The sequence below is a fragment of the Bacteroides caccae genome, from assembly GCF_002222615.2.
GTDB lineage: Bacteria > Bacteroidota > Bacteroidia > Bacteroidales > Bacteroidaceae > Bacteroides > Bacteroides caccae.
Genome location: NZ_CP022412.2, coordinates 1,976,832 through 2,000,114, shown reverse-complemented (window position 1 = coordinate 2,000,114; position 23,283 = coordinate 1,976,832). Strand labels below are relative to the sequence as shown.

General features: G+C 41.0%; 21 protein-coding genes. 15 read left to right on the top strand and 6 right to left on the bottom strand.

The window, feature by feature from the left end:
• The first annotated feature begins 8 nt into the window (after nt 1–8).
• From CGC64_RS07810 to CGC64_RS07760, 11 genes are all read left to right on the top strand, one after another.
• Nucleotides 9–1,502 carry a DUF5687 family protein gene (locus tag CGC64_RS07810; RefSeq protein ID WP_005677427.1) on the top strand — a complete coding sequence of 498 codons (1,494 nt, stop codon included), beginning with the start codon at nt 9–11 and terminating at the stop codon, nt 1,500–1,502.
• A 38-nt stretch (nt 1,503–1,540) separates the two neighbouring features.
• Nucleotides 1,541–2,245 (top strand): ABC transporter ATP-binding protein, encoded by a 705-nt coding sequence (locus CGC64_RS07805; RefSeq protein ID WP_005677426.1) that lies wholly within the window; start codon nt 1,541–1,543, stop codon nt 2,243–2,245.
• A gap of 30 nt (nt 2,246–2,275) precedes the next feature.
• Nucleotides 2,276–2,788: a C40 family peptidase gene (locus tag CGC64_RS07800; RefSeq protein ID WP_005677425.1), complete on the top strand. Its 513-nt coding sequence runs from the start codon at nt 2,276–2,278 to the stop codon at nt 2,786–2,788.
• 34 nt (nt 2,789–2,822) lie between these two features.
• Nucleotides 2,823–3,707, top strand: a complete 885-nt coding sequence (locus CGC64_RS07795; RefSeq protein WP_005677424.1) for a TraB/GumN family protein — start codon at nt 2,823–2,825, stop codon at nt 3,705–3,707.
• A gap of 38 nt (nt 3,708–3,745) precedes the next feature.
• Nucleotides 3,746–4,381, top strand: coding sequence for an HAD-IA family hydrolase (locus CGC64_RS07790; RefSeq protein WP_005677423.1), 636 nt, complete (start codon nt 3,746–3,748; stop codon nt 4,379–4,381).
• Between the two features lie 215 nt (nt 4,382–4,596).
• On the top strand, nt 4,597–4,914 hold the full coding sequence (gene rplU, locus CGC64_RS07785; RefSeq protein ID WP_005677419.1) for a 50S ribosomal protein L21: 318 nt from the start codon (nt 4,597–4,599) through the stop codon (nt 4,912–4,914).
• A gap of 23 nt (nt 4,915–4,937) precedes the next feature.
• Nucleotides 4,938–5,201 (top strand): 50S ribosomal protein L27, encoded by a 264-nt coding sequence (gene rpmA / locus CGC64_RS07780; protein WP_005677416.1) that lies wholly within the window; start codon nt 4,938–4,940, stop codon nt 5,199–5,201.
• A 142-nt stretch (nt 5,202–5,343) separates the two neighbouring features.
• A complete protein-coding gene (locus CGC64_RS07775; protein ID WP_005682003.1) occupies nt 5,344–6,999 on the top strand; it encodes an IS1182 family transposase in 1,656 nt (551 codons plus the stop codon).
• Nucleotides 7,000–7,156: 157 nt separating this feature from the next.
• Nucleotides 7,157–8,431, top strand: a complete 1,275-nt coding sequence (gene serS, locus CGC64_RS07770) for a serine--tRNA ligase (protein ID WP_005677413.1) — start codon at nt 7,157–7,159, stop codon at nt 8,429–8,431.
• A 79-nt stretch (nt 8,432–8,510) separates the two neighbouring features.
• Complete coding sequence (gluP, locus tag CGC64_RS07765; protein ID WP_005677411.1) at nt 8,511–9,722, top strand: glucose/galactose MFS transporter; 1,212 nt, start codon at nt 8,511–8,513, stop codon at nt 9,720–9,722.
• A gap of 144 nt (nt 9,723–9,866) precedes the next feature.
• On the top strand, nt 9,867–12,158 hold the full coding sequence (locus CGC64_RS07760) for a bifunctional dihydroorotate dehydrogenase B NAD binding subunit/NADPH-dependent glutamate synthase (protein ID WP_005677410.1): 2,292 nt from the start codon (nt 9,867–9,869) through the stop codon (nt 12,156–12,158).
• Between the two features lie 90 nt (nt 12,159–12,248).
• Here CGC64_RS07760 and panD read toward each other — a convergent pair whose 3' ends face one another.
• Together panD and panC are read right to left on the bottom strand one after the other, a co-directional pair.
• Nucleotides 12,249–12,602 carry an aspartate 1-decarboxylase gene (panD, locus tag CGC64_RS07755; RefSeq protein ID WP_005677409.1) on the bottom strand — a complete coding sequence of 118 codons (354 nt, stop codon included), beginning with the start codon at nt 12,600–12,602 and terminating at the stop codon, nt 12,249–12,251.
• 18 nt (nt 12,603–12,620) lie between these two features.
• A complete protein-coding gene (gene panC / locus CGC64_RS07750; protein WP_005677408.1) occupies nt 12,621–13,466 on the bottom strand; it encodes a pantoate--beta-alanine ligase in 846 nt (281 codons plus the stop codon).
• Between the two features lie 142 nt (nt 13,467–13,608).
• Here panC and CGC64_RS07745 point away from each other — a divergent pair, with 142 nt between their 5' ends.
• Nucleotides 13,609–14,448 carry a glycogen/starch synthase gene (locus tag CGC64_RS07745; RefSeq protein WP_005677407.1) on the top strand — a complete coding sequence of 280 codons (840 nt, stop codon included), beginning with the start codon at nt 13,609–13,611 and terminating at the stop codon, nt 14,446–14,448.
• A 19-nt stretch (nt 14,449–14,467) separates the two neighbouring features.
• On the top strand, nt 14,468–16,156 hold the full coding sequence (locus CGC64_RS07740; protein WP_032855143.1) for a DUF4270 domain-containing protein: 1,689 nt from the start codon (nt 14,468–14,470) through the stop codon (nt 16,154–16,156).
• Between the two features lie 165 nt (nt 16,157–16,321).
• Here CGC64_RS07740 and CGC64_RS07735 read toward each other — a convergent pair whose 3' ends face one another.
• The 3 genes from CGC64_RS07735 to CGC64_RS07725 are packed head-to-tail and all read right to left on the bottom strand — an operon-like array spanning nt 16,322 to nt 21,010.
• The gene (locus tag CGC64_RS07735) at nt 16,322–17,773 is read right to left on the bottom strand and encodes a glycoside hydrolase family 57 protein (RefSeq protein WP_005677405.1); all 1,452 of its coding nucleotides are present in this window, start codon (nt 17,771–17,773) and stop codon (nt 16,322–16,324) included.
• A 17-nt stretch (nt 17,774–17,790) separates the two neighbouring features.
• A complete protein-coding gene (locus CGC64_RS07730; RefSeq protein ID WP_005677403.1) occupies nt 17,791–19,056 on the bottom strand; it encodes a glycosyltransferase family 4 protein in 1,266 nt (421 codons plus the stop codon).
• A gap of 16 nt (nt 19,057–19,072) precedes the next feature.
• Nucleotides 19,073–21,010, bottom strand: coding sequence for a glycogen debranching enzyme N-terminal domain-containing protein (locus tag CGC64_RS07725; protein WP_005677402.1), 1,938 nt, complete (start codon nt 21,008–21,010; stop codon nt 19,073–19,075).
• 214 nt (nt 21,011–21,224) lie between these two features.
• Here CGC64_RS07725 and CGC64_RS07720 point away from each other — a divergent pair, with 214 nt between their 5' ends.
• Nucleotides 21,225–21,968, top strand: a complete 744-nt coding sequence (locus tag CGC64_RS07720) for a rhomboid family intramembrane serine protease (RefSeq protein ID WP_005680140.1) — start codon at nt 21,225–21,227, stop codon at nt 21,966–21,968.
• Here the strand turns inward: CGC64_RS07720 and CGC64_RS07715 are convergent.
• The gene (locus CGC64_RS07715; protein ID WP_005677399.1) at nt 21,866–22,465 is read right to left on the bottom strand and encodes a MarC family protein; all 600 of its coding nucleotides are present in this window, start codon (nt 22,463–22,465) and stop codon (nt 21,866–21,868) included. The genes CGC64_RS07720 and CGC64_RS07715 overlap by 103 nt on opposite strands.
• 137 nt (nt 22,466–22,602) lie before the next feature.
• Here CGC64_RS07715 and CGC64_RS07710 point away from each other — a divergent pair, with 137 nt between their 5' ends.
• Complete coding sequence (locus tag CGC64_RS07710) at nt 22,603–23,268, top strand: Crp/Fnr family transcriptional regulator (protein WP_005677397.1); 666 nt, start codon at nt 22,603–22,605, stop codon at nt 23,266–23,268.
• Nucleotides 23,269–23,283 lie beyond the last annotated feature (15 nt).

The window sequence follows — 23,283 nt, the reverse complement described above, 5'->3', positions numbered from 1 at the left end:
TTGTATAGATGATGATAATCAACGAACTACGTAAACACGGAAGACTTGCCGCCAAAAGACACCCGATGTATGAAAAGAACAAAGTTGCTAAAATACTCGGTTATGTCATGGCTGCATTTTGGGCCGGCTACCTGATATTTTTCGGTACGACATTCGCGTTCGGTTTCTCAAATATGGTTCCCAACCGAGAACCATATCATGTAATGAACGCCGTTGTTCTGATCTTTATTCTGGCACTGGATTTCCTGTTGCGTGTTCCGTTACAAAAAACACCGACACAGGAGGTAAAACCTTACCTCCTGTTGCCGGTTAAACGAAATCGTGTCATCGACTTTTTACTTATCCGCTCCGGACTTAGCCTATTCAACCTATTCTGGTTGTTTATGTTTGTCCCTTTTTCTTTCATTACTATTACTAAATATTTTGGAATTCTCGGTGTTATCACCTATCTTATTGGTATCTTACTGCTGATTCTTGCTAACAATTACTGGTACTTGCTGTGCCGTACACTCATCAACGAACGTATTTGGTGGGTTCTATTGCCCATTGTTTTTTATGGTGGAATAGCCTGCCTCCTTTTTATTCCCGAGGACAGTCCTCTTTTCTATTTCTTTATGGACTTGGGAGACGGGTATATCCAAGGAAATATTCTCTGCTTTCTCGGCACTATACTTGTGATAGTCACTTTGTGGCTGGTTAACCGCAAGCTTATGTCGGGACTTATCTACGCAGAATTGGCCAAAGTAGATGATACACAAATCAAACACGTCTCGGAATATAGATTCTTCGAACGCTACGGAGAAGTCGGTGAATATATGAGACTAGAACTGAAAATGCTTTTACGTAACCGCCGTTGCAAAAGTTCTCTGCGCAGTGTCGCTATCGTGGTGGTAGTTTTTTCCTGTGCACTCAGTTTCTCAAGTGTCTACGATGGACGCCTGATGACTTCTTTCATCTGCGTATACAACTTTGCTGTATTCGGAATGATTATCCTGTCACAGATTATGTCGTTCGAGGGCAATTATATCGACGGATTGATGTCACGCAAAGAATCTATTATGAGCCTGTTGAAAGCTAAATATTATATATATAGTATTGGCGAAATCATTCCTTTCCTACTCATGGTTCCCGCTATCATTATGAATAAACTGACATTGCTGGGAGCTTTTGCCTGGTTCTTTTATACGATCGGCTTCATCTATTTCTGCTTCTTCCAACTGGCTGTTTACAATAAACAAACTGTGCCGCTAAACGAAAAAGTAACGAGCCGCCAAACCAATAGTGCAATACAAATGTTAGTAAACTTCGGAGCATTCGGTGTGCCGCTTATCCTATATAGCCTGTTAAACTCACTTTTAGGAGAAACAATTACTTACACGATCCTACTGATCATCGGTTTAGGATTCACCCTGACTTCTCCGCTATGGATAAAGAATGTATATCATCGTTTCATGAAACGGCGATATGACAATATGGAAGGTTTCAGAGACAGCCGCCAATAGACATACATGGGTCATTAATTATATAAACATTGAAAATCATGATTACCATTGACAAGCTCAAAAAGAATTTCGGTGAAAAGATTGCCGTAGATATAGAACACTACGAAATCAATCAAGGCGATATGCTCGGATTGGTGGGAAACAACGGTGCGGGGAAGACGACTCTCTTCCGGTTAATGCTGGATCTGCTGAAAGCGGACAATGGGAAAGTAGTTATAAATGATATTGATGTAAGCCTAAACGAGGACTGGAAAGCCTTCACCGGTGCTTTTATCGACAGTGGTTTTTTGATTGATTATCTGACCCCGGAAGAATATTTCTACTTCATCGGAAAAATGTATGGATTAAAGAAAGAGGAGGTAGATGAACGCCTCGTTCCTTTCGAACGCTTCATGAACGGGGAAGTAATGGGACAAAAAAAATTAATCCGTAACTATTCTGCCGGAAATAAACAAAAGATCGGTATAATCTCCGCCATGCTTCATTATCCACAATTATTAATATTGGACGAACCGTTCAATTTCCTCGACCCGAGTTCGCAATCCATTATCAAGCATCTGCTCAAAAGATATAATGAAGAACATCAGGCTACGGTTATCATTTCCAGCCATAACCTGAACCATACTGTAGATGTGTGTCCGCGAATTGCTCTGCTGGAATACGGAATTATCATTCGGGATATAATTAATGAAGATAATTCTGCAGAAAAAGAGCTGGAAGCGTACTTCAATGTAGAAGAATAAATATCATCAACAAAAAAGGAAAGGCAGCCGATGAAGATTAACTTTAAACTCTTTTTCATATTGGTAGGGCTAACCGTCATTTTCAGCTCCTGCCGCACATCTGCCCCCCGTCTGGATTATCAGGCACTGGCGCGAGCTTCTGTCTTATTGGGTATAGACATCAACTTGGAAGACGACCATAAACTCTACCTAGAAGCTGCCGACTGGATAGGAGCCCCTTATCGTGGCGGTGGAGATTCGAAAAGAGGGACCGACTGTTCAGGCATGGTTTATCAAATCTATCGGAAAGTATATCGTATCCAAGTGCCACGAAACACAGAAGAACTGAAGAATAAGAGCAACAAAGTAGCTAAACGAAACCTCAAAGAAGGTGACTTGGTATTCTTTAGCAGTAATCGTTCTAGAAAGAGAGTAGCTCATGTAGGCATTTATCTGAAAAGTGGGAAATTCATTCATTCCAGCACAAGTCGCGGGGTAATCGTCAGTAGGCTAAACGAAGACTATTATCTCAGGCATTGGATCAGCGGTGGTAGAATACGTTAACAATCAAATCATTCACTCTTATTGAAATAAATTTATGAAATCATTTATCGGAGCAGTACTATTTATCTGTGTAGCGTTTAGCGCAAACGCCCAACTTTTATGGAAAGTATCCGGCAACGGACTAAATCAGCCCTCTTACATTATAGGTACACATCACTTGGCACCATTCAGCATTATGGACAGCATTGCCGGACTTCAAAAAGCAATGAAAGAAACCCAACAAGTATATGGAGAGCTGAAAATGTCGGAAATGCAGTCACCGGTCACCATGCAGAAAATGCAACAGGCTATGATGATCGCCAACGACAGTACGCTGTCCACCCTCCTCTCCCCTGAAGACTTTGCAACGGCTAACAAATTCTGCAAAGAAAACCTGATGCTAGATTTAAGCGCAGCCCCCAAACTGAAACCTGCATTCCTGCTGAACAACGTAGTAGTGGCAGCATACGTAAAACATATAGGCAAATTTAATCCTCAAGAACAGCTAGATACCTTCTTCCAATCACAAGCTACCCAAAACGGGAAAAAAGTAGATGGACTAGAAACTGCGGAATTTCAATTCAATTTATTATTCAATGGTTATTCGCTGCAACGGCAAGCACAACTGCTAATGTGTACGATCAACAACATCAATACAGAAGTGGAAAGCCTGAAAAAACTCACTAACGCCTATATGAGACAGGACTTAAACCAAATGCTTCGTATCAGCGAAGAGCGTAAAGGCAATCAATGTGACCCGACTCCCGGTGAAGAAGACGCAATGATTTATAATCGCAACAAGGCATGGTCTGAAAAACTTCCGGCTATTATGAAAACAGCTCCTACTTTTATTGCAGTTGGTGCCCTGCACCTTCCCGGTGACAAAGGATTGCTAAACTTATTAAAAAAACAAGGATACACGGTAGAACCTGTAAAATAAAAAAAGATTTTAGTACTTTTGCGGAAAAGTTCTCCCCAATGAATTATAAAACCTATTTATTCGATTTCGACTATACACTAGCCGATTCGTCACGTGGTATCGTTAAGTGTTTCCGAATTGTGCTCACCCGCCACCAGTATTTAACCGTTACCGATGAAGCAATCAAACGTACTATCGGCAAAACATTGGAAGAATCTTTCAGTATTCTTACCGGAATCACCGACCCGGTACAACTCGAAGCTTTCCGACAGGAATACAGATTGGAAGCCGATGTACACATGAATGTGAACACCCAGCTTTTCCCCGACACGTTATCTACACTGAAAGAGCTGAAGAAACGGAGTGCCCGTATCGGAATTATCTCTACTAAATACCGATTTAGGATACTGAGTTTCCTCGAAGAGTACCAACCGGAAGATTTTCTTGATATAGTGGTAGGTGGAGAAGATGTCAAAGCTGCAAAACCTTCACCGGAAGGAGTCAAATTTGCCTTGGAACATTTGAGAAGTACCCCGAAAGAAACTTTGTATATCGGAGACAGCATTGTAGATGCGGAAACTGCTCGGAATGCAAGAGTCGATTTTGCAGGCGTACTCAACGGAATGACTACCGCTGACGAACTTCGCGCTTATCCGCACCGAATAATTGTGAAAAATCTTAGCGATTTACTTTAAAGTCCCCCTTAATAGTTGACAACGAAGTTTGTGCATACTATTCTATAAATGAGCAAAGTAATAGCAACACAACTAAAAAAACAAAAGAAATATTTGTTGAAAACAAATAAAAACAGTACTTTTGTGCCCGATTATTCCGCAACGGGTTTGATAAAGAGTTCTCTAAGTGATTAAAGACCACCCGCCGGAGCTAACTTATACATTTATTACATAAGATGTACGCAATTGTAGAAATTAACGGTCAGCAATTCAAAGCAGAAGCTGGTCAGAAGTTGTTCGTTCACCACATCGAAGGTGCAGAAAACGGTTCAACAGTAGAATTTGAAAAGGTTCTTTTGGTAGACAAAGACGGAAACGTAACTGTAGGTGCTCCTATCGTAGAAGGTGCTAAAGTTATTTGCCAGGTTGTTTCAAACTTGGTTAAAGGTGACAAAGTTCTTGTTTTCCACAAGAAAAGAAGAAAAGGTCACAGAAAACTGAACGGTCACCGTCAACAGTTCACTGAATTAACAATCACAGAAGTAGTAGCTTAATCAATTAAAAACAGTAAAAAGAAATGGCACATAAAAAAGGTGTCGGTAGTTCTAAGAACGGCCGCGAATCAGCAAGTAAAAGATTAGGCGTTAAGATATTTGGTGGCGAAGCTTGCAAAGCAGGTAACATCATCGTTCGTCAAAGAGGTACTGAATTCCACCCGGGTGACAACATCGGTATGGGTAAAGACCACACTCTTTTCGCTTTAGTAGACGGTACAGTAAACTTCAAAGTAGGTAAAGAAGACAGAAGATATGTTTCTGTAATTCCTGCAACTGAAGCATAATTGCACAACTGAGAATATTTAAAAGAAGGAGGTGTGTCAAAATGCGCACCTTCTTTTTTTTAAGCACAAAGCCCCGACTTTCACAAGCTGGGGCTTTGTTATTACCTAAAGATTTTGTATCTTTAGGCATAAGATTTTCACTATGACAAAGATACATTTTCGTCCTTATAATTCCAACCAAACAGTGCTTTTTCCTCAAAGAATTGACGAGGATATTGCAGAGCATGATCCAGTTCGGATGGTTGACGCTCTGGTTGAGAGCCTGAACCTTGAAAGTTTCAGGAAGTTGTATAAGGAATGCGGCCGCAGCCCTTACCATCCCAGGATGATGCTCAAGGTCATTCTCTATGCCTATATGAACAACGTCTATTCCTGCCGGAAAATTGAAAAGCTCCTTCATCGTGACATCCATTATATCTGGCTTGCCGGATATGAGAAACCTGATTTCATTACCATCAACCGTTTCCGCAACCGGGTGAAAAAGGAAATCAACGAGGTATTTACCCAAACCGTACTCCTTCTCTCTTCCAAAGGCTTCATCAGGCTGAATGTGGAATACATTGACGGGACAAAGATTGAGTCCAAAGCCAATAAGTATACTTTCGTCTGGCGAAAAACGGTTGAGCGGAACTGTGAACGCCTGATGAAGAAGATACATGTCCTGTTAGGGCAGATAGACGATGTCATCGCCCAGGAGAACTCATCGGAAAGCAATGAGGAGATTGAGTTCACTCCGGCCATGCTGACTGAGATGGCTGGAGAATTGCGGAAAGCACTTGAACAGGTTCCTGAGCCCTCCACGAAAGAGGAAAAGACTGCGTTGAAAAAGAAACGCAAACAGCTGAAGGAACTGGAAGAACACAGGGACAAGCTGCAGGAATACGACAACCGTCTGAACACGCTACAGGACAGGAACTCCTATTCCAAAACGGACAAGGACGCTACTTTCATGAGAATGAAGGAGGATGCCATGCGTAACGGCCAGACAAAGCCCGGTTACAACCTCCAGATCGGCACCGAGAACCAGTTCATTACCGATTTTGCACTCTTTCCGAACCCTACGGATACACTGACCATGATACCTTTCCTGCAATCCTTCTCAAGCAGATATGACAGGTTGGCCCATACGGTGGTGGCCGATTCCGGCTACGGTTCTGAGGAGAATTACCGCTTCATGTCAGAAAACGGTATGGCGGGCTACGTCAAATACAACTACTTCCACATGGAACAGCGGCCGAGATTCAAACCGGACCCGTTCAGGGCGGAAAACTTCTACTACAATGAAGAACAAGACTTTTGTATCTGCCCCATGGGACAGAAGATGCAAAGGATAGGGACTAGACATGTGAAAACAGCATCCGGATATGTCAGCGAAAATGCCACGTACAGAGCCATCAGATGTGAAGGCTGTCCGCTAAGATGCCGATGTTTTAAAGCAAAGGGGAACAGAACGATAGAGTTGAATCACAGACTCAGAAAATACAAGCAAAAAGCCAAAGAGTTGCTCTGCTCAGAGGAAGGACTGAAACACAGAGGACAGAGATGCATAGAACCGGAAGCCGTGTTCGGACAAATGAAAAACAATATGAATTACAAACGTTTCCGCCATTTTGGAAAGGATAAGGTCTTCATGGACTTTTCCTTCTTTGCCATTGCCTTCAATATAAAAAAGATGTGTGCAAAAATGACTAAAGAAGGTATGGATTGGCTGATTAGACCGTTTTATGAGCTTACAGTTGCTCTATTTAGATGTTGCGAACACATAAACCAAAGAAATCCTCAAAATATCGCAGCTTAAAGAAAATGAACCGATTTTTATAGTCAATGAAAAAAAAGAAGGCGCATCGTGTATTACGACACACCTTCTTTTCTTTTTTAGATATTTTCGTTGCTTGATTGTTCGTTTTTTCTGTATCTTTGCATCCATTAAGTGAAAGTTCATAAAAAGTATAGATATGCTTACCATTAAACAAATTACAGAAAACACAGAGGCGGTAATCCGCGGACTGGAAAAGAAGCATTTCAAAAATGCAAAAGAAACGATAGAGCAGGTTATTGCTCTTAACGACAAGAGACGTAGTACCCAAAATCAATTAGATAAAAATCTGGCAGAAGTTAATTCTCTTTCGCGCACAATCGGACAACTGATGAAGGAAGGCAAGAAAGAAGAAGCTGAAACCGCACGCGCACGTGTAGCAGAATTAAAAGAAGGTAATAAGGAATTGGACGCAACAATGACACAAGCTGCCACCGATATGCAGAATGCACTCTATACGATTCCTAATATTCCTTATGACAGTGTACCCGAAGGTGTAGGTGCCGAAGACAATGTCGTCGAAAAAATGGGAGGAATGGAAACCGAGCTTCCCAAAGATGCACTTCCCCACTGGGAACTGGCAAAAAAATATGATTTGATAGACTTCGACTTGGGTGTTAAAATCACAGGAGCAGGTTTTCCTGTATACAAAGGAAAAGGTGCACAACTTCAACGTGCCCTTATCAACTTTTTCCTGGATGAAGCACGCAAATCCGGATATATTGAAATCATGCCACCGACAGTGGTCAACGCCGCTTCCGGTTACGGCACAGGACAACTTCCTGACAAAGAAGGACAAATGTACCATTGCGAAGTAGATGATTTATATTTGATTCCGACAGCAGAAGTGCCTGTTACTAATATCTATCGCGATGTCATCCTAGACGAAAAACAATTGCCTATCAAGAATTGTGCATATACACAATGTTTCCGTCGCGAAGCAGGTTCTTATGGCAAGGATGTGCGTGGCTTGAATCGCCTGCACGAATTCTCCAAAGTAGAATTGGTGCGTATCGACAAACCGGAACACTCCAAGCAATCTCATCAGGAAATGCTCGACCATGTAGAAGGACTGCTGCAAAAACTGGAATTACCCTACCGCATTCTTCGTCTTTGCGGAGGAGACATGAGTTTTACCGCTGCGCTTTGCTTCGACTTCGAAGTATACTCAGAAGCACAAAAACGCTGGTTGGAAGTAAGTTCCGTTTCCAACTTCGACACCTATCAGGCCAACCGTCTGAAATGCCGTTATCGTAGTGGAGAAAAGAAAACTGAACTTTGTCACACCCTAAACGGTTCAGCACTGGCATTGCCACGTATCGTTGCGGCCCTACTCGAAAACAACCAGACACCTGAAGGAATCAAAATTCCGAAAGCATTGGTTCCATACTGCGGTTTCGATATGATAGACTAAGAATTTTTCACTCTTGTAAGAATCAGGTATATCCTTTTCTTACAAGAGATTTTTATATAACCTTTAACACATTTCCCCCATGACAAAAAACACTAAAAGCTTTGTGTTGCCATTGACATTTATTGGCATTATGTTTTTCGCGATTGGTTTCGCACTCGGAATCAATTCATTATTAGTCCCGGTATTACAAAAATCATTAGGAATCTCGAATACGGCTTCTTATCTGATTATCGCTGCGACATTCATTCCTTTTCTAGTTTTCGGTTATCCTGCCGGACTCACAATTAAGGCAATAGGTTACAAACGTACCATGTCGCTGTCTTTCTTTATTTTTGCCATAGCATTCTACCTGTTCATCTTATCGGCAGATCAGGAAAGCTTCACCTTATTTTTGCTGGCTTCTTTTATCAGCGGAGCAGCCAATGCATACCTACAAGCGTCTGTAAATCCATACATCACCATTCTTGGCCCGTTGGATAGTGCAGCAAAACGTATTAGCATAATGGGTATCTGTAATAAGTTGGCATGGCCTATCCCCGCTATCTTTATCGTATGGTTGCTGGGGAAAGATGTCAATCTGATTGGTATCGAAGATCTGAACAAGCCGTTCATTATCATCATCTGTGCTTTTATAGCTTTGGGTATTATGGCATTCTTCGCTCCACTGCCCGAAGTAAAAGCGGCAGGAGAAGACGAAAGCGAGAATGAAGCCGAAGCCTGTCCATATGCTGCCACAAAAACGTCTGTTTTTCAATTTCCTCACTTATTACTAGGCTGCCTGGCCTTATTCCTTTATGTAGGTGTTGAAACTGTCTCATTGGGTACATTGGTCGATTACGCAAAAGAACTTGGACTAGAAGGTGCAGCTAATTATGCCTGGATTGCTCCAATCGGTATTGTGATCGGCTATATCTGCGGTATTATTTTCATTCCGAAATATCTCAGCCAAGCTACTGCGCTAAAAATTTGTTCTATCCTGGCCATTATCGGTTCATTGTTGGTAGTACTAACTCCGAGCCATATATCTATCTATTTTATTTCATTCATGGCATTAGGATGTTCATTAATGTGGCCGGCACTGTGGCCGCTTGCCATGGCCGACCTCGGCAAGTTTACCAAAGCCGGCTCATCATTGCTTATCATGGCAATGTTCGGTGGTGCCGTTATCCCTACCCTGTATGGTTGGCTAAAGGATGTAGCAAGCCCGCAACAAGCTTATTGGCTGTGTTTACCTTGCTTCCTGTTCATCTTGTATTATGGAGTAGCCGGGTACAAAATCCGTACGAAATAAACAGATAGATTCATCTGTATATAGAAAGCCACTCTTCAAAAGAGTGGCTTTTCTTTTTGTTTTTCGTAAAGAAGCTGTATCTTTGCCATAATTTATAACATTCTGTTAGCAGTTACGTAATAAAACCAACAAATTAATTAGATAATGAACAAAATCATTAGCAAGGAACGCTTTTCTGAAAAGGTGTTCAAATTTGAAATTGAAGCCCCTTTAATTGCTAAATCTCGTAAGGCCGGACACTTCGTCATTGTACGTGTAGGCGAAAAGGGAGAACGTATGCCTTTGACTATCGCCGGTTCTGATATAAAGAAAGGCACTATCACCCTGGTGATACAGGAGGTAGGGCTATCTTCTACCCGCCTCTGTGAGTTGAACGAAGGTGATTATATTACAGACGTAGTAGGTCCTCTCGGCCAAGCGACTCACATTGAAAACTTCGGAACTGTTGTTTGCGCCGGTGGTGGCGTAGGTGTGGCCCCAATGCTCCCTATCGTACAAGCTTTGAAAGCTGCCGGCAACCGTGTGATCACTGTATTGGCAGGACGTAATAAAGACCTTATCATTCTCGAAAAAGAAATGCGCAAAAGCTCCGACGAAGTTATCATCATGACGGATGATGGCTCTTATGGTCGCAAAGGACTGGTAACGGAAGGTGTGGAAGAAGTTATCAAACGCGAGAAAGTGGATAAATGCTTCGCTATCGGCCCTGCTATCATGATGAAATTCGTTTGCTTGCTAACCAAGAAATATGAAATTCCCACTGACGTCTCATTGAACACGATTATGGTAGATGGAACAGGTATGTGTGGCGCTTGCCGTATCACTGTAGGAGGAAAAACCAAATTTGTTTGTGTAGACGGTCCGGAATTCGATGGTCACCAAGTAGATTTTGATGAAATGCTGAAACGCATGGGGGCATTCAAAAACATCGAACGAGAAGAAATGCACAAACTCGACACTGTATGCGAAGCTACAAAGGAGACCGACGAAAAAAGCCGTAATGTTGCCTGGAGACAGGAGTTGCGTAAGTCGATGAAAGCCAAAGAACGCACGGCTATCCCGCGTGTTGAGATGAATGAACTCGATGCAAAATATCGTTCACATAGCCGCAAGGAAGAAGTAAACCAAGGGTTGACTGCTGAACAGGCTATGACAGAATCCAAACGTTGTCTCGACTGTGCAAACCCAGGATGTATGGAAGGTTGTCCGGTAGGAATTGACATTCCCCGTTTTATCAAGAACATCGAGCGTGGAGAATTTCTGGAAGCAGCAAAGACATTAAAAGAGACAAGTGCACTTCCGGCTGTTTGCGGTCGTGTCTGCCCACAGGAAAAACAATGCGAATCAAAGTGTATTCATCTGAAAATGAATGAGAAACCGGTAGCTATCGGTTATCTGGAGCGTTTTGCAGCTGATTACGAACGCGAGAGCGGACAAATCTCCGTACCAGTCATTGCTGAAAAGAATGGTATCAAAGTGGCTGTTATCGGCTCGGGACCTGCAGGATTATCGTTTGCAGGTGATATGGCGAAATATGGATATGACGTAACTGTATTCGAAGCATTGCACGAAATTGGCGGTGTACTGAAATATGGTATTCCTGAATTTCGTCTGCCCAACAAGATTGTTGATGTTGAGATTGACAATCTAGCCAAAATGGGAGTTAACTTTATCAAAGACTGTATTGTAGGAAAAACAATTAGTATAGAAGACCTGAAAGAAGAAGGTTTCAAAGGGATATTTGTAGCTTCCGGTGCCGGTCTTCCTAACTTTATGAATATTCCGGGCGAAAACTCAATCAATATTATGTCTTCCAACGAGTATCTTACCCGTGTCAATCTAATGGATGCAGCCAGCGAAGACTCTGATACTCCGATAGCTTTCGGTAAGAATGTAGCAGTAATCGGTGGCGGCAACACAGCCATGGACTCTGTCCGTACGGCCAAACGTCTGGGTGCCGAACGCGCCATGATTATCTACCGTCGTTCGGAAGAAGAAATGCCCGCACGTATCGAAGAAGTTAAACACGCAAAAGAAGAGGGAGTAGAATTTCTGACACTGCACAATCCTATCGAATATATTGCAGACGAGCAGGGTTGTGTAAAACAGGTTATTCTACAAAAAATGGAATTAGGCGAACCGGACGCTTCTGGACGTCGTAGTCCTGTCGCTATCCCAGGTGCTACGGAAACGATTGATATTGACCTAGCTATCGTAAGTGTCGGAGTGTCGCCGAACCCGATTGTCCCTAGTTCTATCAAAGGACTGGAGTTAGGACGGAAAGGAACGATTGCCGTAGATGAGCACATGGCATCTTCTATCCCGATGATTTATGCAGGTGGCGATATTGTACGCGGTGGAGCCACTGTGATTCTCGCTATGGGTGACGGCCGTAAGGCAGCGGCGGCTATGAACGAACAGTTAAAAACAAAGTAGTAACAAGAAAATAGAATAGATAAAAAAGAAAAGCCCTGCTTACATTCTGTAAGACAGGGTTTTTCTTATAAAAATATCAAAGATACTTTTTTACTTTACTACTTTGTTCGTCGCAGGGTCGGGGAAAATGACAGACGGTTTAAACGACTTCGCTTCCTCAAAATCCATTAACGCATACGACATGATAATCACAATATCATCCGGTTGTACTTTACGGGCGGCAGCACCATTCAGACAAATTTTGCCGGAACCGCGTTCACCTTTGATAATATAGGTTTCAAAGCGTTCGCCATTATTATTATCAGCGATATACACCTTTTCTCCCGGAATCATGTTTGCCGCATCCAGCAGATCTTCATCTATCGTGATACTACCCATGTAGTTCAGATTCGCTTCCGTGACACGCGCACAATGAATTTTCGACTTCAACACTTCAATCATCATAAGGTTTCGTCTTTTTAGTTATTCTTTATATTTAATGTTATCAATCAGCCGAACTTCTCCGCAGAACACTGTGATACATCCTACTGCATACGAAGTATCTTCCCAATTGGTTATCTTCTGCAATGTATTTCCATCTACTATCTCAAAATACTCCAAACGCAATCCCGGAGCTACGTCAATCGCATCTTCCACCATTTTTTGCGTTTCATTTACTGTATGAGAGGCTGCAAAGTTACGACTTTTAAATAATGTCCGAGAAATATTTAAAGCATTTTCACGTTCTTGTGCAGATAAACGTTTATTTCGGCTACTCAAAGCCAATCCGTCCTCCTCGCGCACAATCGGACAGCCTACAATTTCCAGTTTATACTGCAACTGTCGGACCATTTCACGAATAATCGCTAATTGCTGGAAATCTTTCTCTCCGAAATAAGCTTTATCTGGCTGTGCCGCATCAAACAGCTTGCTAACAATCTGACAAACACCATTGAAATGTCCAGGACGGAATGCACCTTCCATTACAGTATCCAATGGAGCATAGCTGAATTGGCGGGTGTCCGGTTCCGGATACATTTCGCTCACAGAAGGAGCAAATACAAATGCAGCTCCACATTCTTCCAACAAGCAGCAATCCGCATCTAATGTACGCGGATATTTCTCCAAGTCGTTTTTATCATTAAACTGCGTGGGATTTACAAAAACACTCACAACAGTTACACCATTCTCACTTACGCTGCGCTTTACCAGAGATGCATGTCCTGCGTGTAAAGCACCCATTGTAGGAACCAATCCTACTGTTTTACCTTGGGCTCTCAGGGCAGTCAATTCGACCTGTAAGTCCTTGATAGTGTGCACTATTTTCATTTTCGTCAATTGGTTTATGTTTTACTCGTTTGCAAAAACTCTGCAAAATAAACTAATATTTGCCACATAAAGAAAGAATATCTTATTTAATGTGTCTTTTTTTTCGTATCTTTGCAGAATATTATAGAGAACTATTGTTATTATGACAAAGGCGAATAAAGTTTTATTTATTACTCAAGAGATTACACCTTACGTTTCAGAATCCGAAATGGCCAATATAGGTAGAAACCTTCCACAGGCGATACAAGAAAAAGGCCGTGAAATCAGAACTTTTATGCCCAAATGGGGAAACATTAACGAGCGCAGGAACCAACTGCACGAAGTGATTCGCCTCTCCGGTATGAACCTGATTATCGATGATACTGACCACCCCCTTATTATAAAAGTAGCTTCTATCCAATCCGCACGTATGCAGGTATATTTCATCGATAATGATGATTATTTCCAGAATCGGATGCAGGCTATGGACGAAAACGGCATAGAGTATGACGACAACGACAGCCGCGCTATCTTCTATGCGCGTGGTGTATTGGAAACCGTGAAGAAACTTCGCTGGTGTCCCGATGTAATTCACTGTCATGGCTGGATGACAGCGTTAGCACCTCTTTATATTAAGAAAGCGTACAAGGATGAACCGTCGTTCCGTGATGCCAAAGTTGTATTCTCTGTATATGAAGACGACTTCAAAAATACGCTCAGTGACGACTTTGCAACTAAATTAATGTTGAAAGGAATATCTAAGGATGATTTAAGCAACTTAAAAGAACCGGTAGATTATGCCGCCCTTTGCAAACTCGCCGTGGATTATTCGGACGGAGTGATACAAAACAGCAAAAAGGTGAATGAATCTATCATTGAATATGCCCGTCAATCAGGTAAACTGATACTTGATTATCAGAACCCGGAGAACTATGCAGATGCTTGCAACGAGTTCTACGATCAGGTATGGGATGCCACTGCGAACAAAGAAGAAGAAGAATAAAAATCAAGATACGACGATCATGAAAGCAAAATACGCCTTAATAGCTTTACTGGCAATCACTTTTTTCGGATGTGACGATAACACAGCCGGATTAGGACTGGGAATGTTTCCGGGAAGTGACCAGAATATCAATGGAAAACTGACTACATTTGACGTAACAACAAAATCTGTACACGCAGGTGAAGTATATGCAAAGACCAGCACCGGATACGTGGGAAAATTCACAGATGATACATTCGGTACATATGAGGCAGGCTTTTTATCTGAACTGAACTGTCCGGAAGGATTGAGTTTCTCTGAAATGTACAAAGAAAATGAAGCAGGGACTAAAGCCACAGGAAGTTTGGTTACTAGTTTTGATAATATAGAAATAGATAGTAAGATTAAAGATAGATTTACTTTAATCAAAGATGAGAATAATCACGTAATAGGCAATTGCCAAATAAATATCTACCTATGGTATAGTAGTTATTTCGGTGACTCACTAACTGCGTGCCGTTTAAGCATCTACGAATTAAATAAAAGGTTGAATGAAGAAGAGGCATATTATACCAATATTAATCCGGAGGATTATTACAAACAATCAGATTTATTAGGAACTAAAGCATATACTGCCGTAGATTTATCAGTAAGTGATTCTATTCGTAAACTTGATACATACGTGCCAAGTGTAAGTATTCGATTAGATCAAGCCAAAGCAAAGAAATTAGGACAGAAACTTTTCAAAGCTGACAGAAGAGATTTCTACAAGGCTTTTCCTGATCTATTCAGTGGCATATATGTAAAAAGTGACTATGGAGACGGTACTGTACTTTATATCAGTCAAGTACAAATGGATGTTGTTTCCATTGAATATGTAACAGATAGTATTACTGGAATTAAGCTAAAATCTAAAGTTAATGCGGAAAAGGACTCTATACAGTATACTGGCCGCACCTTCAATTCTACACGTGAAATTATTCAAGCTAATAGATTAGCAAATGATACAGAAGCTATTCAGAAGTGTATTGATAATTCTGATTGGACCTATTTAAAAAGTCCGGCTGGTATTTTTACTCAGGTCACTCTCCCTGTTAGCCAAATAGCAGAAAAACTTGAAGGTGATACATTGAACGCCGTTAAATTAGGAATTCCTATTTATAACGAAACTAGCGATAAGAAATTTGGGATGTCTATGCCTAGAAACGTTTTACTGATACGTAAAAAATATAAAGAAAGCTTCTTTGAGAATAATCAACTAAGTGATGGCGTTACTTCATCGCTATTCACCCAGACTTCTTCTACAACTAATCTCACTGAATACACGTACAATAATATCACTAAATTGATAAATGACTGTTTAAAAGATAGAGCAGCAGCAGACAAGGAAATACAAGAGAAAAAATCTATCACTTTCCAAACATTTAATGATGAAGGGAAAATAGAGAACCATACTGTTAATAACATAAAAGACTGGGAAGAACTCAGTGATTGGAATAAAGCCATACTAATTCCAGTACTTGTAACAACAGATGCCAGTTCAAACGGTTATTATGGTAGCAGTTCTAATGTCATTGGTATCCAACATGACTTAAAACCAGGTTATGTACGCTTGAAAGGTGGATTAAAAGGAGAAGAGAAAGATTCTCAGGGCAATCCTGTATACCCAGAAAACATATTAAAACTCGAAGTTGTCTCTACAAACTTTGGTTCTACGAAAGCGAAATAAATAGCAGGAGAATATCATAAAAAATAGCGCGGACTACTTACTAATTGTGTAATCTGCGCTATTATTTTAAAAAGGATATTTATTAAATACTATTTTCTATATACAACAGAACCGTGAGTCTGATATACATCTCACTCACGGTTCTGTTGTATATAGAATTTTATTTTATTCTTCTTTCTTTGTAACAGTCTTCTTGGCCCGTCCGACCGCTTTCTTTGATTCAGCAGTTTTCTTGGTCGCTGATTTCTTTGCAGCAGGTTCTTTCTTTACCACCGACTCTTTTGCCACAACAGACTTCTTGGCCGCAGTTTTTTTAGCAGCCGTTTCCTTTTCGGCTTTTGCTTGCCACTTAGCTACTTCTTTCTGCAATTCAGTAATCTCATCACCCTGATTCTTAATAGTAGTCAAAAGAGAATTAAGTTCTTCACTATCCACATCTTCAGGATACAAAGAATTAACTCGTTTGATAAAGTCACCTAAGATATTCATGTAGTTGGTAAAAGCATCATAAGGAGAGTCATAGATACCACGATTCAACCAGATACCTGTATTCTTCGTTGTCATAAAACGGAAGTTATTACTAGCCTGCAAATAATCCCAGTCCTGCTTGATACGGCGATCGTCACTCAAATGCACACGTTCGGCAACGCTATATAGTTTATTAAAAGCTTCACGTTGAAGAACATTACCCAGCCAACTGCTCGTATCTCTTTCCTCATCTACCCATGACATCGGATAAGGAACATCAAGTTGAGAAACAGATTTCAACTTCGTTACAATCTCAGTCGGTGTAGAGAAAGTAATTCCTTTAGCTCTCGCACATTCCGGCAATGCTTTCAGGAATTCAAGAATATTGGAAGACAATGGTTGAGCCATACCAAGAGCACTCAATTCCATAAAGATATTGATTACTTGTTCTTCTTGCGGTAGCACATCAATCCAGTTGATATATTTATCAGCAAACAAAGGATATTCCGCCCAATCCGAATTAGAGAAACGCAGACTGATATCATCCGAAAGTTTGAAGTCCCTCAACAACAATTTAAGACTAGGTGCCTGGTTACAATGATATACATAATGCGGACTCTTCCAGCCCAACACATGTTTTGCCCCTTCCGTCAACATCCCCTTAAAGCCCATAGAAGCTACCAAGCCACCGATTTCATCGGAATAAATCAAGCTAGAATTACGGAATACTTTCGGTTCTTTACCAAACATTTGCTTCATCTTATCACGCTGGCGAAGTACTTCTTCGCGAAAACAATCCTCATTGGCCAGTGATGATAAGCCATGTGAATATGGTTCACAAAGGAATTCACAACATCCTGTATCATTCAACTGGTGCAATAAATCAATGACCGCCGGAGCATGGATTTCAAGCTGTTCCAAAGCTACTCCCGAGATAGAAAGCGCTACCTTGAAAGCACCGCCCGAACTTTTCGCCATCTCAATCAATGTACTAAGGGCAGGGAGATATGAACGTTCAGCAACTTCATTCATACCTGTTTCATTCGCATAGTCATCATAATAGTAATGATCATTACCGATATCGAAGAAACGATAACGTTTCAAATGGATAATTTGATGTATTTCAAAATAAAGACAGATAGTTCTCATTTTTATTTATTGTTTTGTTATTTACCATAGTTTCTTAACACATCCTCGTAAAGAGCACGAATTCTCAAGCCAACCTTTTCCCAAGTAATCCCATCAACTTCTTTCTTTCCTTCGTCCCGAAGATACTCGAAAAGAGATTGATTGGTGCAAAGAGAATAAATAGCATCAGCCATAGCATGAATATCCCAATAGTCGGTTTTAATCACCTTATCAAGAATTTCACCACACCCCGATTGCTTCGAAATAATAGAAGGTGTACCACACTGCATTGCCTCCAACGGAGCAATACCAAAAGGTTCGGAAACGGACGGCATAACAAATACGTCACTATTCTTATAAACCTCATATACCTGTTTACCTTTCATAAAGCCGGGGAAATGGAAGCGATCGGCAATACCACGTTCCGCCACCAAGTTAATCATGGCATTCAACATATCGCCTGAACCTGCCATAACAAAACGGATATTACGAGTACGCTGCAAAACAAGTGCCGCAGCCTCCACAAAGTATTCCGGTCCCTTCTGCATAGTTATACGCCCGAGGAAGGTTACCACTTTTTCTTTTGGGTGTTCAGGACGCGGAATATCTAAAAGTTCCTGAGACAATGGATAAACAGCATTGTGCATAGCAAATACCTTTCTAGGGTCCTGATGATATTCGTTAATCACTGTGCGGCGAGTAAGTTCAGATACACACATAATACAATCAGCATGATCCATCCCGTTCTTCTCTATAGAATAAACAGTAGGATTGACTTTACCGCGAGAACGGTCGAAATCAGTGGCATGTACATGAATACAAAGCGGTTTGCCACTTACCATTTTGGCATGTACACCGGCAGGATAAGTCAGCCAGTCGTGCGCATGGATAATATCAAATTCCTGCTGACGAGCCACTACTCCGGCAATGATCGAGAAGTTATTAATTTCCTCGTGCAAGTTTCCGGGATAACCTCCTGCAAACTCCATACATCCCAAATCATTGACGTGCATATAAGAAAAATCGGCATAAATATGATCGCGGAAAGAATAGTATTCTTCCGGAGACATCTCCAACAAGCGAGACTTCAAGTAGTCATAATTGATATCACGCCATACAATAGGTACTTGGTTCATACCGATTATTTTTAAGAACTTTTCTTCTTCGCCGCTAGGCTTAGGCATACAAAAGATTGTTTCCATGTCACCTTGCAAGCTCAATCCCTTAGTTATTCCGTAAGAAGCAACCGCAAGACCACCATATATTTTGGGAGGGAATTCCCATCCAAACATTAAAACTTTCATCTTCGTTCCTCCTTTTTTAATAATACTTAGACAGTAGCTTTAAAACACGCAATATTTCTGCCACATTCATTGCAAACGATACCGCGCCACGTCCTTTGAAAGGTGGGTTTCCATCAAATAGTTCGGCAATGGAGCCCACACAATGGCTTGTCATCTCATCATCATAGCTAATCAACTGGCGTTCGACGAATGACAGTCCGCTCATCTTATAGATTCGCAAATAAGCCTCCAGATAGAATCCCATTAGCCAAGGCCATGCAGTTCCCTGATGATAAGCATAATCCCGCTGTACCTGCGGACCTACATAATTCGGATTATATCCGCCACTCTTCGGACTCAACGAACGGATTCCCTTCGGGGTAAGCAATTCCTTAGTCACAATATCAAGCACTTGTTTCTTTTGCGCCCTATCTAAAGGAGAATAATCAAATGCTACTGTAAATATCATGTTAGGGCGTACACTCCAATCCATCATATTACCATCCACATAATCAAGCAAATACCCATATTCGTTCCGGAACACATCCACAAATGACTTTCCGGTCACTTCAGCTTGTGCGTCAAGTACATCTGCAAAAATTGCATCTCCACCTTCACGCACTAGATCTGCCACAAAACGCAGCGCATTATACCATAAAGCATTAAACTCAACAATATATCCTGTACGGGGAATTACCGGATGACCGTTTACGGTAGAGTTCATCCATGTAATCGCTTTTTCCGTACCATTTGCATAAAGCAGCCCGTTTTCATGCAAGAAAAGGTTATCATGTTTCCTCTGACGGATATATTCCATGATATCTTTCAGAAGCTCTCCATATTTCTGACGACATTGCTCTCGGGAAGTCTCTTTTGCATATTGTTGCAGAGCCCAAACAGCCCAAAGCAAAACATCAGGATGTTCCATCTCATAGATTTTGTAACCCACAGGTTCTTCATTAATGAAGTTACGAATTGCTTTTTCCGCTGTTTTCATCACATCCTCAAACTGGTCGATTTCGTCAATAGCAAGCGTCAGCCCCGGCAAAGCAATAAACATATCGCGTGCACGGCATTTAAACCATGGATAACCGGCAAGGATATAATGTTCACCTTCCTGTTGATTGTGATATTGGTGAGCAGAATTTTTCAGACAGTGATAAAAACTATCACGCGGTGTACGATCAGCCACTTCCGCCTCAAATGTCTGTTTCAGTCTCCGAGGGGATATTTCTGAAGTCCCGGCCGAGAATACAATACTCTCCCCTTTCTTTATATCCACCTCAAAATAACCGGGAACATAAAGATCTTCATTGAAATCATACCCTCGTTCCTGTTCCTTCGGGTATTCAATGCCACGATACCAGTCGGGTAGGAAATGGAACTCACATTTTTTGTTCAACTGCATATACAGTTCCGGATAGCCCGGATACATACAAGTCCTTATACCGTTTTCCACAAGTTGATACTCGCGGCTTGCCTGTGCATTTTCGTGAGTATACTCACGTACACTTCTGAAAGCAAGGAACGGACGGAAGCGCAAAGTCGTTGCCGAATGCGCATCAAGTAAAGTATAACGAATCAGGATTCTATTTTCATGATGTACAAAGATTTTTTCTTTGCGGAGAATTACTCCTCCAACACGGTAAGTTGTCGCCGGGATATGTTCACAATCAAACTCACGGATATACTTGTGCCCGTTGGGACTAAAGTTGTTCCCCTGATATTTATGCAATCCCAAGTTAAACTCCGCACCATGTTGAATTACCGTTTCATCAAGAGAAGATAGCAGCACATGATTTTCATCGTCGAGATTGGGAACGGGAATCACCAACAGGCCGTGATATTTGCGTGTGTTACAATCAACAATCGTTGTACAATGATAAGCTCCTGCCTTGTTCGTCCGGAGAATTTCTCTCTGCAGAGATTCTTCCAGATTCGTCATGAGGGTCTTGTCAAATCGTAAATAACTCATAGTTGTGCATTATTTAAAGGTTAATTATTGGCTATTATATCATACTTGTATTTATTACTATATCGCATACAGAATGGTTGTAGCACCATATATAACAGGTACAATGTCCAAATGTACAAATTCTAGATAAAAACAAAAATAAAAAGGGTTTTTATTTTCAGATTTTGTGCAAATATTCGTAGTATTGCGTAAAATATCTAAAGAAAAGAAAGTCATGAAACAAGATATTCAGCGTATCATGCTAGCTGCAGCAAAGCCACTGTTTCTTATTTTCATTCTTTATATGCTCAAGATTGTAGAGGTCGGGATGCATTGGGATCTCTCTCACTTGGGGATATATCCTATGGAAAAACGTGGAGTTTTCGGTATTCTGACTCATCCGTTGATACACAGTGGATTCAGTCATTTACTGGCTAATACGCTCCCGCTATTTTTCTTATCATGGTGTCTTTTTTACTTTTACCGGGGAATAGCGGGAAAAATTTTTATCCTGATTTGGATCGGTGCCGGACTACTTACCTTTATTATAGGTAAACCGGGCTGGCATATAGGTGCCAGCGGATTAATCTACGGTCTTGCCTTTTTCCTTTTTTTCAGTGGCATTCTCCGCAAATACGTACCACTTATTGCCATTTCTCTGCTTGTCACCTTTTTATACGGAGGAATTATCTGGCATATGTTCCCCTATTTCTCTCCCGCCAATATGTCGTGGGAAGGACATCTAAGCGGTGGAATTATGGGAACACTCTGTGCCCTAGCTTTTGTGAATCACGGGCCTCAACGCCCGGAACCTTTTGCAGATGAAAAGGATGATGACGAGGAAGAAGAGGAGAATCCGAAGGAGGAATTTTCCAATCAGGACTTATGCAATGCCTCAATCAACAACGTTATATTCGCCGTAAACAACCTGACAGAGATAGCCAACAGGATAATTCCAAAGAACTTGCGAATAATATAAATACCACCTTTCCCGAGGAATCGTTCCACACGACCGGTCATACTCACAACAAAGAAAACCCAGACCATATTCAGAACCAAGGCGATGATAATATTAATGCTGGCATATTCTGCCCGAAGGGAAAGCAAGGTAGTAAAAGCTCCGGCACCGGCTAAAAGAGGAAAAACAAGCGGAACTAGAGTAGCTTCTTTGATAGGTCCCTGATTTTTGAAGATTTCAATATCCAGAATCATTTCCAAAGACATGAGGAAAATAACAAATGCACCTGCAACAGCAAAAGATTCAATATCTACATGGAAGAGTCTCAGCATCATGTCCCCTGCATAAAAGAAACCGATTAATAAGGCAAAAGAAATAACGGTAGCCTTCATTGCATTCACATCCTTCCCCTTTTCTTTCAGGTTAATAATAATAGGTATAGAACCGATAATGTCTATTACCGCAAAAAGCACGATAAACGCACTAATCATCTGTTGCCAGTTAAAGCCTGCAAACATAATTTCCTCCTTTTTTTCTGCAAATATACTCTATTTTTATGCATTCAAACAATAAAAAAAACAAAAAGAAGGGTCAGATGTTGACAGCAGTGTTGTATAATGAGTAAATTTGTACAATAAATAAGAGATAACAACGTATGGAAACAATGTTCGACACTTTGCTCCAATTGCCTTTATTTCAAGGTCTTTGCCATGAAGATTTCACTAGTATTTTGGATAAGGTAAAGCTACATTTTATCAAGCATAAAGCCGGAGAAACTATCATTGAGAATGGTAGTCCTTGTAAGCAACTCCGTTTCCTGTTAAAAGGTAAAGTATCTATCGTCACCACTTCCAAAGAAAACATATACACTGTCATTGAGCAAATGGAAGCACCATATCTGATAGAGCCACAATCGTTATTCGGCATGAATACGAATTACGCATCCTCTTATATAGCGCATACAGAAGCCCACACAATCAGTATTAGTAAAGCCTTCGTACTTAGCGACCTGTTTAATTACGATATATTCCGGCTCAACTATATGAATATTGTCAGCAATCGTGCACAAAATCTTTACTCCCGACTATGGGAAGAACCGACTATAGACTTAAAGGAGAAGATTTCCCGCTTCTTCTTACTGCATTGCGAGAAAACACAAGGAGAAAAGATATTCAAAGTAAAAATGGATGATTTAGCTCGCTATTTAGACGATACCCGTCTGAATACTTCCAAAGCACTTAACGAATTACAGGATAAAGGATTGATTGAGTTGCGACGAAAAGAAATTCTTATTCCTGATGCACAGAAGCTCATTATATAAATTAAGTTATATTAT